Here is an 11,913-nt window from a genome sequence, read left to right on the forward strand (position 1 = left end):
GCCCTGCCCCGCCCGAACGAGCTCGACGCGGCCGGCCTGCGCGGCCACCTGAACGAGGCCGCGTACGCCGCCGATCCCTTCTCCGGGGCCGTGGACACCTACTGGACCGGCAAGGCGCTCGGCCGGCTCGCCCAGCTCGTGCCGCTCGCCGACCAGATCGGCGAGACCGCCACCCGCGACCGGCTCCTCGGCCTCCTCAAGGGCCGCCTCCAGGACTGGTTCACCGCGGGCGGTGCGAACGAGTTCTCGTACGACCGCACCTGGAAGACCCTCACCGGCTACCCGGCCTCCTACGGCAGCGACACCGAGCTCAACGACCACCACTTCCACTACGGCTACTACGTGTACGCGGCCGCGATCGTCGCCCAGTACGACCCCGGCTGGGCCGCCGACTCCGCCTGGGGCGGCATGGTCAAGACCCTGATCCGCGACACCGCCAACCCCTCCCGCACCGACGGCGCCTTCCCGTTCCTGCGCGGCTTCGACGTCTACGCCGGCCACAGCTGGGCCTCCGGGCACCAGGGCTTCGCCGCCGGCAACAACCAGGAGTCGTCCTCCGAATCGACCAACCTCAGCGCCGCCCTCGTGCTCTGGGGCTCGGCCACCGGTGACACCGGCCTGCGCGACCTCGGCTCCTACCTGCTCGCCACCGAGGGCGAGGCGATCGCCCAGTACTGGTTCGACGCCGACGGACAGGTCTTCCCCGCCTCCTTCGCCCACGACACCGCCGGCATGGTCTGGGGCAGCGGCGCCGCCTACGCCACCTGGTGGACCGCCAACCCCGAGGAGATCCACGGCATCAACGTGCTCCCCGTCACCGGCGGATCGCTCCACCTGGGCGGGCACAAGGACGCGATCCGGCGGAACATCGCCGAGATGGAACGCGAGAACGGCGGCCCCGCCACCGAATGGCGCGACATCCTCTGGGAGTTCCGGTCACTGGCCGACCCGGCAGCCGCGAAGGCGAAGTGGGACGCGGGCAACGCCGCCTACACCCCGGAGGCGGGCGAGTCCAAGGCGCACACCTACCACTGGATCACGGCCCTGAACGCACTCGGCGCCCCCGACCCCTCGGTGACCGGCGACGTCCCCACCTCCGCGGTCTTCAGCAGGAACGGAACCCGCACCTACGCCGCCCACAACCACGGCGCCGCCCCCCGCACCGTCACCTTCTCCGACGGACGGACCCTGAGCGTGCCTCCCCGTTCCACCGCCACCGGCACGGGGACCGACCCGGACCCGGACCCGGACCCCGGGCCCTCCGGCGGCGACACCTACCGCCTCCGCTCCGGCGGGCTGCTCACCACGGACACCGGCGGCACGGCCGGCAGCGACACCGTGCCGTCGGCCGACGGCGCCAACCACGACGGCACCCCCTACGAGCCGCTGGTCTACGAGGCCCGGAACGTGAACGGGAAGCTCAGGGTCGGCGGCACGACCGCGTTCCGTCTGCCCGTGGACGCCGGCCCGGCGGTCGGCCTCGGCCAGCAGGCCCGGGTCAGCTACGACCTGACCGGCGACGGCAGCTTCGACCGGACGGAGACCTACCACTACTTCGCCACCGACCCGGTCACGGGCTGGGAGGAGTACCGGCAGACCCGGGGCCTGAAGGCCGTCACCGGCTCGCTCGGCGACCTGCGCGGCGGCACCGTGCGCCTGGAGGTCTGGAGCGCGATCGGCAACGCGCCCTCCCGGCTCCGAACGGGCGCGGACACCGCCGTGCTGGTCATCCCGTACGACTGAAGACCCGGGGGAGGCGCGGCGGCGGGCGCGGGGCGCACACGTCCCGGGCCCGCCTGCGCCGTCAGGCCGACACGCGCCGGACCAGACTCGTCGGCGTGACGACCGATGCCGACGCCGGCGCCGGCGGCACTGATGCCGACGCTGATGCCTCGTCGGCCGTCCCGGCCCCGTCCAGCACGCGCATCAGCAGCCGGACCATGAGCCGGCCCATGCCCTCGACGTCCTGGCGCACCGTGGTGAGCGCCGGCTCGGCATCCCGGACCACCGAATCCATGTCGTCGAAGCCGACCACCGCGACGTCCTGCGGCACCCGTATCCCGCGTTCCCGCAGGGTACGCAGCGCGCCCGCGGCCATCAGGTCGTTGGCGGCGAAGACGGCGTCGAGGTCCGGCCGCCGGTCCAGCAGCCCGGCCATCGCACGGGCCCCGCTCTCCAGGGTGAAGTCGCCCTGGCACAGCAGCTCCGGGTCGGCGTCGCCGGCCAGCACGTCGTGGTAGCCGGCGATCCGGTCCAGCGCGGACGTCTGCGTGCGCGGGCCCGCAATGTGCGCGATACGGCGGCGCCCCAGGGACACCAGGTGCCGTACGGCTTCCCGGGCGCCGCCGCGGTTGTCGCAGTCGACGAACGGCACGGCCCGCCCTGCGCCCGACGCCGGCCTGCCCCCGAACACCACGGGGACCCTGCTCCGGGCGATCAGCGCGGGCAGCTGGTCGTCGCTGTGCAGGGAGAAGGCCAGCGCCCCGTCCACGTGCCCCCCGTCCAGATAGCGGGCGATCCGCTCGTGGTCGCCGGGGCCCTCCACCCAGAGCAGCACCAGCTGCGTGTCGTGAGCCGTCAGCTCCCGGCTGATCCCGCGCACCTGCTTCTCGAAGAACGGGTCGGAGAAGATCCGGAACTCCGGCTCGGCAATGATCACGGCGACCGCGCCGTGCCTCCGCGTGACCAGCGAACGGGCCGCACGGTTCGGCACGTAGCCCAACTCCTGCACCGCCCCGCGCACCTTGTCCGCCACGGCCTGACGCACGCCCGCACCGCCGTTGACGACCCGTGAGACCGTGGCCCGGGACACGCCGGCCCGCGCGGCGACGGCTTCCAGCGTAGGGCGCGGCGATCCCGCCGTCTGCTCGGACAAGGCAGTCACTCCCGTTTCCATCCGCGGCCAACGCCGCACCGCCGGACCCAAGACGACCAGAATAGACGCTGCCCTCCGCCGACTGAGAGCGCTCCCAAACCCCGCCGCGGCAAGGCGAAGCGCAGCGGTGGTGGCTGCCGGCCGGGGACAGAGGGGCTGTTCCAGGTCCTCGCCGCCATCGCCTGGCGTCCTCCACGCGGCAGGTCCGATAATCGCTGGGGGTACGCTCAGCCCGTCGGCCACAATGCCCGCGATGATCTCCACCGCCGACGAGCTGCTCGCCGCCCTCGAACCCCTGCCGCACTCCGCCCGACTCCGGTACACCGCCGTCACCGCCCACCGGCTCGCCGCCCGGGGCGCGCTACGGCCCCTGCTCACCGCCCTGGACGCACGCGGTCCGTACGAGCGCCGCCTGGCCGCGCTGGCGGCCCTGACCGCCGGGGAACCGGGGCACCTGGCGGCCCGGCTCGCCGACCCCGATCCGGTGGTCCGGCGGTACGCGCTGCGCGGCGCCCGCCGACTGCCCCTCCCGGACGCCGCCGTCGAGGCTGCGTACGACGACGCGCCCGCCGTCGTACGCGCAGACCTCGCACGGCTGCTGCGCGACGGCCGGCGGCCCGAACTCGCCGAGCGGCTGGTCCTCCGGGTGCGGACGGAGTACGGCGACCAGGACGCGGCCCGCCTGCTGACGGGCTGCTCGACGGAGTTCACCGCGCGGCTGCTGCCCGAACTCGCCGGGGCGCTCGCGTTCGAGGACTGGAGCACGCTGGCCGTCCGCCATCCCGCCGCCGTCCTCGACCACGCGGAGCGGGAACTCGGCGACCTCCCCGAGCGGTTGCGCAACTCCTGGTGGGGGAGGCACGCCACCGGAATCGCCGCCGCCCTGCCCGCCGCGCCGGGGCGCGTGCTGGACCTGCTGGAGCGGTACGGCCCCGACGGCCTGCCCGGTCCGGTGCACGACCGGCTGGGCGACCTCGTCGCGCTGGACGCCGAGCGCGTCGCGCGCTGGCTCGCCGACCCCGAGCGGGCGGCCGAGCGGTGGGAACGGACGCCGGGTCGGGCGGTCATGCGGCAGCTGGCGGCGGCAGCACCGCCGTCCCTGCCCAGGCTCGCGGCCAGGTGGTTCCACCGGAAGGCCTTCACCGTTCTGCTGCGGTCGATGCCACCGTCGCGACGGCCCGGCTTCCTGGACGCCGTCGTCGCCGCGGGCGGTCCGCGCAGGAACTCCCACGTGCGCGAAGGGGTGCTCGCCCTGCTGCCGGCCGCCGAGCGGCACGCCCGGGCCCGTGCCGGGGCCGAGGCACTCCGCGCCGAACGCTCCACGAGCTGGGAGCTCTGGGATCGGATCGCCCTCCTGCCGCCCGCCGAGGCCCGCCCCGAACTCCTGGCCGCCCTCGCCACCGTTGACGCCGAGGACCGCGGGGCGATCTGGGACTGGCTGGCCGCCAACGCCGGACACACCCGCGACCCGGGGGAAGTCGCGGAGGCACTCACGCTGGCCGCCGGCCGACTGGCCAACGAGCGCGACCCCGTACGCGGGGAGGCCCTTTCGGCCTTCGCCGACCTGCCGGCGCCGCTCCTCGTGGCGGCCCTCGGAGCCGGCGCGCCCACCGCTTCCGCCGGGGGCCGCAACGCGCCCGAATCCCTGGAACGGCTGTGCCTGGACGCCCTGCGGGCCCGGGACTGCTCGTCCGGGACCCGGGACACGATCCGGACCCTGGCCGCCACCCTGCTCGCCGCCGCGGCAGGGCCCGCGGCCGACGGCGCGCCCGCCACGGACGTACCTGCCGGCGCTGGGGTACCTGCCGCCGCGGAGACGGCCATCGGCACGGGCGCGGCCGCCGACGCCGACCGTCCCGCCGCCGCCCTGCGGACCGCCGTACGCCTCCTGGAGGCGCTGACCGCTCACACCGGCACGGTGGACCTCGGCCCTCCGGGCACCGTGCTGCGCGGCGGCGGGACACGCGCCGTGCTCGACGCACTCGGCCCGTGGATGGACCGGGCCGCCGCCCGCGGGGACGTCACGCCCCTGCTCGCGCTGGCCATGTCCTGCGGACACCGCGCGTACCGGATCCCCGAACTCCAGGACCGCCTCGAACAGGCCCTGCACACCTGCCCGGACGAGGTCTTCGGCGAGGTCGCCGCGGCCTGGCTGGCCGACCCCGCGACCCGCGGCGACCGCGTGGCCGAGCTGCTGGCCCGGGAGCCCTCTGCGGTCTTCCTGCCCGAAGTGCTCGCCGTACTTGCCGCGGAACGCACCGACCTGCTGGACCGCGCGCTGTCCGAAACCCTGCCCCGGGACGGCCGGTTCCCCGCGGCCGGCACTCCCCGGCCGCTGCCCCCCTTCCGGTACGCAGACCGGTGGCTGCCCCGGCAGCAGCAAGCCGCGGTCCGACTGGCGGCAGCCGCCGTCGCCGACCCCGGCCGGGGTCTGGACGAACGCGCCGCGCTGCTCCGCGCGGTGGCCCCGGTGCCGGAGCACGGGCGGGCCCTGCTCCGGCGGTACACCGCCTCGGCCGGCCATGCCGAATCCGTTCTGACGGCGGCCGCTCTCGACGCGGCCGCCCACACGGACGACCCGGCCTCGGCCCTCGACGCCCTGCTCGACCACGCCGGCGACGACCGGGCCGCGGCTGCCTGGTCCGCGGCCTCCTGCGCCGCCGCCCACGCCCGGCCCACCCGGGTCGCAGCCCTGCTCCGTGACGTCCTGACCCGCGAGAGCGGGGTGAAGGTCACCGTCCGCAAGGCGGCCGCCCGCCTCGCCGCCCGGCACCTGCCCCAGGGCGCCGCCACCGCGCTCCTGTCCACCGTGGCCCGCACCCCGGGCATCCATCCGGACGTGCACGCCACCGTCGTCGGCCTGGCCACGACGCTGCTGCCGGCCGAGGGGATGTGGGCCCTGCTGGAATCGGCGGCCGGCGCCGGATCGCAAGCAGCCGTGCGCATCCTCCTGGGCACGAATCCGGCCGATCTCGCCCGGGCCCACCGGTCCCGGTTCGGGGAGCTCGTCGCCCTGCTGCCCTTCACCGCTGAGCAACAGGCGGCGGACCGGGCGCTGTACAGCCTCCAGGACTGGGCGCAGTACACCCCCGCGGCCGGCACGGCGCTGGCGGACGTCTACACCGACCTCGCCTCGCCGCTGACCGTCTCGCGGGCGGGCTACGCGCTGAGGGCGCTGGCCCAGTCCGAACTGCCCCACCCGATCGGGGGCGCGGAGCCCGGCAGCCTTCTGCGCGACGTCGTGGACCGGCTCCTGGCGCTCGTCGCGGCCGGCGAACCGGAAGGCGGGGGGCGCGGCGGGGACCTGCCGGCCCGCCGTCGCCTGCAGTCCCTCATCGGCTCGTCGATCCGCGACCACCGCATGTGCGCGGTCCTGGCCCGGCGGCTGGCGGCCGAACCGGCCCTCACCGCCACCCGCACCGCCCTCCTCGTACGGGCGGTCGACCTGGAGGCCGCCGAGCCCGAACTGCTGCTCTCGCTCCGCGAGCTGACCGCTGCGATCGAGGGCCGCCCCGTCCTCGCGGTCCGGGTGGCCGAAGACCTGCAAGGAGCACACCGGTACGGCGACCCGCTTTCCGACCCCGCGGCCTCCCTCGCCGCGGTCCGGGCCCTGGGCGGCGACGGCGGTCTCGTGGAGGGCCTCCTCGCCGTCGGCCTCGCCACGGTCCTCGGAGCCCGCCAGAACTGGCCGGACAGCTGCCGCGCTCCCGTCCTCGAACTGCGCCGCCATCCGGAGCAGGAGGTTCGGGAGGCGGCGTACGCCACGGTCCTGGGCGGAGACTGAGTACGAGGACCTGCCGACCCCGAGTACCCCGGCGCAGGCGCACCGGTCCCCCGCCCTGGCGAGAGCGGGCCGCTGGGCGGGATGGATCGCACCGGTTCCCCCGGCGGTCACCGTCCTGCTGTCCCTCGGCCTGTAGCCGGCGGGGCCACCCGGCGGCGGGCCCGCAAGCCCGCCGCCGGACCGCGGCGGAGTCTTCCGGCACTCGCTCGGGGCCGAGGGGCTGCGATGTCAAGTCGCGAGCTTTCGTGCCGTGACCGGCAGGACGGTCCGGGGCGCAATGGAGTCACACAGGCCGGCGGAGGAAGGCCATGCGGCGTCCGCCTGCCGTCCCCGAACCAGGAGCCACCCGCATGTCCAGCAGGAATCGACTCGTTGCCACCCCTGTGGCCCCCACGGGCGCCGCGAGGGGCACCGCCCTGGCGAGGCGTGTGCGGTGGCTGTGGGCGGGCGCGATCGTCGGCCTCGGGCTGGCGGCGTTGATCACCGCCGTTTACGCGTTCGACGCGGTGTCCCGAACTGTGCCCGGCGCCGCGCCCGCCCCTGCCCCGACGCCTTCGGTGGCTGACCGTAAGGAGTCGGCTACGCCCGAGCCGGATGTCTCGGCGGAGCCGGGCGTGGATCGGTCGAAGCTGCTCCGGAGTGCGGCGCTCGAGTATTCCGCCCGGGCGTCCGACGCGGCGGCCGAGTGGGCGAGCGTGTCCGTCGCCGCTGTTTCTGCCGCGGGCGGGATGATGAGCGGAGTGGCCGCGGTGGTCACCACTCGGCGCAGCAGGCTGCCGGCCCCCGCTCCGGCCCCGGCGGAGCCGGCCTCGTCCGACACGCCCGCGGCTTCCGGCCCGCCCTCGCGCGCGGTGTGCCGGCGCGAGCCGTCCTCTCCGCGGCTGCAGCAGCCCGGGCGCCGGCGTAGGCGTAGGCCCTTCCGCCATCCTGAGCCCCCACGGTGATCCGCCCCACCCGGGTGCGGGCCAGGCGACGGCGTCGTACCGCGGCCGTCGGCGGGCGTGGAGGTGACAGACCGCAGGCGGAGGCGTGTTTGCGCCGGGCGGCGGCTGGTAGGTCACTGTCTTGAAGGTCGGGAGCGGCCGGGGACCGCCGTCTCGGGGCATCGCCGGTCGGGGTGCGACGCCGGGGCCGCCCCCAGGGGTCGGCCGCGGTCCGCGCTCGCGCCGCCACCGGCGGGAATACCTCGGGTGCAGCCCCCGTTCCCAGGTGTAGTTGAATAGTAAACAATCAAGGGAAGGGGAGCCATGCAGTTCGGGATCTTCACCGTCGGTGACGTCACGGCCGATCCGACGACCGGACGCGTGCCCGGCGAGCACGAGCGGATCAAGGCGATGCTCGCGATCGCACAGAAGGCCGAGGAGGTCGGCCTCGACGTCTTCGCAACCGGTGAGCACCACAATCCGCCGTTCGTCCCCTCCTCGCCGACCACGATGCTCGGCTACGTCGCCGCGCGCACCGAGAACCTGATCCTGTCCACGTCGACGACGCTGATCACCACGAACGACCCGGTGAAGATCGCCGAGGACTTCGCGATGCTCCAGCACGTCGCGGACGGCCGCGTCGACCTGATGATGGGCCGCGGCAACACCGGTCCGGTCTACCCGTGGTTCGGGAAGGACATCCGCGACGGCATCGACCTCGCCATCGAGAACTACGCGCTGCTGCGCCGCCTGTGGGACGAGGACGTCGTCTCCTGGAAGGGCAAGTTCCGTACGCCGCTGCAGTCCTTCACGTCGACCCCGCGCCCGCTGGACGGCGTCGCGCCCTTCGTGTGGCACGGCTCCATCCGCTCGCCGGAGATCGCCGAGCAGGCCGCGTACTACGGCGACGGCTTCTTCCACAACAACATCTTCTGGCCGGCCTCCCACACCAAGCAGATGGTGAACCTGTACCGGCAGCGCTACGCCCACTACGGCCACGGCACCCCCGAGCAGGCCATCGTCGGGCTCGGCGGCCAGGTGTTCATGCGCAGGAACTCGCAGGACGCGGTCCGCGAGTTCCGCCCGTACTTCGACAACGCGCCGGTGTACGGCCACGGCCCCTCCCTGGAGGAGTTCACCTCCCAGACCCCGCTGACCGTCGGCTCGCCGCAGCAGGTCATCGAGCGGACCCTGTCCTTCCGGGACTACGCGGGCGACTACCAGCGCCAGCTGTTCCTGATGGACCACGCGGGCCTGCCCCTGAAGACCGTCCTGGAGCAGCTCGACCTGCTCGGCGAGGAGGTCGTGCCGGTGCTGCGCAAGGAGTTCGCGAACCTGCGCCCGGCCGGCGTGCCGGACGCACCGACGCACGCGGCCCGCGTGGCGGCGGCCAAGGACACCACCCGGCAGGAGGCCCAGGCATGAAGCTCGTCGTCGTATCCGCGGGACTGAGCTCGCCCTCCTCCACCCGCCTGCTCGCCGACCGGCTCACGGCCGCGACACTGGGCCAAGTGGACGCCGAGCCCGAAGTGATCGAACTGAGGGAACTGGCGACGGAGATCGCCCAGCACTTCGTCACCGGGTTCCCGCCCGCCCGACTGGCCGCCGCGCTCGACGCGGTGGCGGCCGCGGACGGCCTGATCGCCGTGACGCCGGTGTTCGCGGCCTCGTACAGCGGCCTGTTCAAGTCCTTCTTCGACGTCATCGACAAGGACGCCCTCACCGGCAAGCCGGTGATCCTCGGCGCGACCGGCGGCACGGCCCGGCACTCGCTGGTCACCGAACACGCTCTGCGCCCGCTGTTCACCCACCTGCGCGCGCTCGTCCTGCCGACCGCCGTGTACGCGGCCTCGGAGGACTGGGGCGAGGAGGGGCTGGCGCAGCGGATCGCCCGCGCCGGCGCGGAACTGGCGCGCTTCATGGCGCCCGCCGCCCGGGATGCCGCCCGCGCCGCCGCCCCGGACGTCGACACCGCCGCCGCGATCGCCCCCCGTTCGCTGACCGGGGCGATCACGTCGGCGGACCCGGCGAACGGCTTCGCCGTGGTGCCGTTCGAACAGCGGCTGGCCGCCCTACGGGCCCGGTAGCCGCAGAACGGCCGGTATTCGCGTCGGCCCTCCTGGCCCGGGCAGGCCCGAGGCGGCCCTGGGCGAGCCACCCGGACCAGCGGATCGCGCAGCGGCCGTCTCCAGCGGCTCGCGCGGCGGCTCGGCCGGCGGCTCGGCTGGCGGCTCGTTCCCGTGGCGGCGGACCCGGAGAACCACCACGGTGGAGATCAGCCTGAGCAGGGCCTCGGTGCGGTGCCGGTCACCGCTCGCTGCTCGCGCAGGGCTTCACCGACGGCCCGCAGCCGGGCCCGGGCAGCCGGTGCTCCGTCCCCGAGGTCATCGACCACCGGCTCGGTGATCAGGTCCCGGCATTTCCGTGAACAGCCGACCGGTCCCGGGGAGGGCAGGGCGGCACGGGCGGCGAAGGCGGCGGTCAGGTACCGACCCGGTCCAGGACCACCGGGTCGCACCCGCTGTGCGGGGGTGGGGCCGCGCCTGAAAGGGCGACGGTTCCGGTCGCGCGGCACGGCAGAATTGGCTGGTGCAGTACTACATACTCGGCGTCACCGAAGCGCGTGACGAGACCGGCGCTACCGTCCCCATCGGCGGAGCCCGCCTGCGCGCGCTCCTCGCCGCGCTCGCGCTCCGGGCCGGCGGGTCGGCCGCCGCTTCCGTCGCAGACCTCGTCGACGACGTCTGGGGCGACGGCCCGCCCCAGGACGCGCCGGCCGCCCTCCAGGCGCTCGTCGCCCGGCTCCGCCGGGCCCTCGGAGGACGGGACACCGTCCTGGCCGACCCGGCCGGCGGCTACCGCCTCGCCGTCGCCGACCGCGACGACGTCGACCTGCACCGCTTCACCCGGCTCGCCCGCGAGGGCCGCGCCCAGCTCACCTCGGCCCCTGCCGACTCCGCCCGCGCTGCCGAAACCCTCCGCGCGGCCCTCGCCCTCTGGCGCGGCCCGGCCGTCGCCGACCTCCCCGAGCCCGCCCGCGGCGACCACGCCGCCGCCCCGGAGGCGCACCGCGCCGCCGCCCTGCGCGACCGGATCGAGGCCGACCTGCGCTCGGGCCAGGCCGATCCGGCAGGGCTGCTGCCCGAGATCGAGGCACTGATCCAGGGGAGCCCGTACGACGAGACCCTGCGCGCCCAGCAGCTGCGCGCCCTGCGGGCGGCCGGCCGACGCGCCGACGCCCTCGCCGCGTACGAACGCACCCGCCGCACCCTCGCCGAGGCCCTCGGCACCGATCCGGGCCCCGAACTCGCCTCGCTGCACGCCGAACTGCTCCGACCGGCCGTCGGGATTCCGGCTGTCGGGATTCCGGCTGTCGGGACCTCGGCTGTCGGGATTCCGGCTGTCGGGATTCCGGCCGTCGGCACTCCGGCCGTCGGGACCTCGGCTGTCGGGACCCCGGCAGGCGCAATCCCGGTCGTCGGCACTGCGGCCCTCAGCACCCCGGCTGTCGGGACTTCTGCCGCCGGCACCTCGGCTGTCGGGACTTCTGCCGCCGGCACTCCGGCCGTCGGGACCCCGGCTGTCGGGGCCCCGGCAGGCGCAATCCCGGTGGTCGGCACTGCGGCCCTCAGCACCTCGGCTGTCGGGACTTCTGCCGCCGGCACCTCGGCTGTCGGGACCATCGGAACCCCGGCCTCCGGAACCCCGGCCTCCCAAGCTGTCGGGATCCAAGCTGTCGGGACTCCGGACGCCGGCATCCCGGCCGCCGGGACCCCGGCCGCCGGGACCCCGGCCGCCGGGACCCCGGCCGCCGGGACCCCGGCGGGCGGGCACCCCGGTCCTGCCGGGGTCGGGCCGGCTCGCGGGAATCTGCGGCCGCGCCTGAACTCCTTCGTCGGGCGCGAGCCGGAACTCGCCGCCCTCCAAGCCGACCTGGCCCGACTCCGCCTCGTCACCCTCACCGGACCGGGCGGCTCCGGGAAGACCCGCCTCGCCGAGCAGGCGGCGGCCGCCCACCCGGAGCCCGCCTGGCTGGTCGAACTCGCCCGCCTCGACCACCCCGCCGCCGTCCCCGGGGCCGTCCTCAGCGCCCTCGGCCTGCGCGAGAACACCCTCGTGGCCCGCGAGAAGACCGCCGCCGACGACGACCCCGCCGCCCGGCTCGTCGAACTGTGCGCCGACCGCCGCCTGCTGATCGTCCTCGACAACTGCGAGCACGTCATCGGCGCAGCAGCCGAACTCGCCGAGCTCCTCCTCACCCACTGCCCCGGAATCCGGATCCTCGCCACCAGCCGCGAACTCCTGGGCGTGCCCGGCGAAACGGTCCGCCC

Annotated in this window: 6 protein-coding genes; 5 read left to right on the forward strand and 1 reads right to left on the reverse strand. The window is 75.3% G+C overall.

Annotated features, from left to right (window positions below; genetic code table 11):
• Positions 1-1,743, forward strand: a 1,743-nt coding sequence (locus HYE82_RS27135) for a glycosyl hydrolase (protein WP_256987756.1), incomplete at its 5' end; no start/stop codon positions are given.
• Between the two features lie 61 nt (positions 1,744-1,804).
• Here HYE82_RS27135 and HYE82_RS27140 read toward each other — a convergent pair.
• Positions 1,805-2,875 carry a LacI family DNA-binding transcriptional regulator gene (locus HYE82_RS27140; RefSeq protein WP_179176796.1) on the reverse strand — a complete coding sequence of 357 codons (1,071 nt, stop codon included), beginning with the start codon at positions 2,873-2,875 and terminating at the stop codon, positions 1,805-1,807.
• 253 nt (positions 2,876-3,128) lie between these two features.
• On the opposite strand from HYE82_RS27140, the gene HYE82_RS27145 reads away from it, so the two are divergent.
• The 4 genes from HYE82_RS27145 to HYE82_RS27160 form a co-directional block, all read left to right on the forward strand.
• Positions 3,129-6,659, forward strand: a complete 3,531-nt coding sequence (locus tag HYE82_RS27145; RefSeq protein ID WP_179176797.1) for a hypothetical protein — start codon at positions 3,129-3,131, stop codon at positions 6,657-6,659.
• A gap of 1,247 nt (positions 6,660-7,906) precedes the next feature.
• Positions 7,907-9,007: an LLM class flavin-dependent oxidoreductase gene (locus tag HYE82_RS27150; RefSeq protein WP_179176798.1), complete on the forward strand. Its 1,101-nt coding sequence runs from the start codon at positions 7,907-7,909 to the stop codon at positions 9,005-9,007.
• Positions 9,004-9,669: a CE1759 family FMN reductase gene (locus HYE82_RS27155; protein WP_179176799.1), complete on the forward strand. Its 666-nt coding sequence runs from the start codon at positions 9,004-9,006 to the stop codon at positions 9,667-9,669. The genes HYE82_RS27150 and HYE82_RS27155 overlap by 4 nt, the downstream gene beginning before the upstream one ends.
• A gap of 502 nt (positions 9,670-10,171) precedes the next feature.
• Positions 10,172-11,913 (forward strand): BTAD domain-containing putative transcriptional regulator (locus HYE82_RS27160; protein WP_179176800.1); only part of this gene is annotated, 1,742 nt, incomplete at its 3' end.

Origin of the sequence: Streptomyces sp. BR123 (assembly GCF_013401435.1) — a bacterium.
GTDB lineage: Bacteria > Actinomycetota > Actinomycetes > Streptomycetales > Streptomycetaceae > Streptomyces.

Coding starts and splice junctions, on each gene's coding strand:
- HYE82_RS27145 (WP_179176797.1), top strand. CDS start 3,129: ATGATCTCCACCGCCGACGAGCTGCTCGCCGCCCTCGAACCCCTGCCG.
- HYE82_RS27150 (WP_179176798.1), top strand. CDS start 7,907: ATGCAGTTCGGGATCTTCACCGTCGGTGACGTCACGGCCGATCCGACG.
- HYE82_RS27155 (WP_179176799.1), top strand. CDS start 9,004: ATGAAGCTCGTCGTCGTATCCGCGGGACTGAGCTCGCCCTCCTCCACC.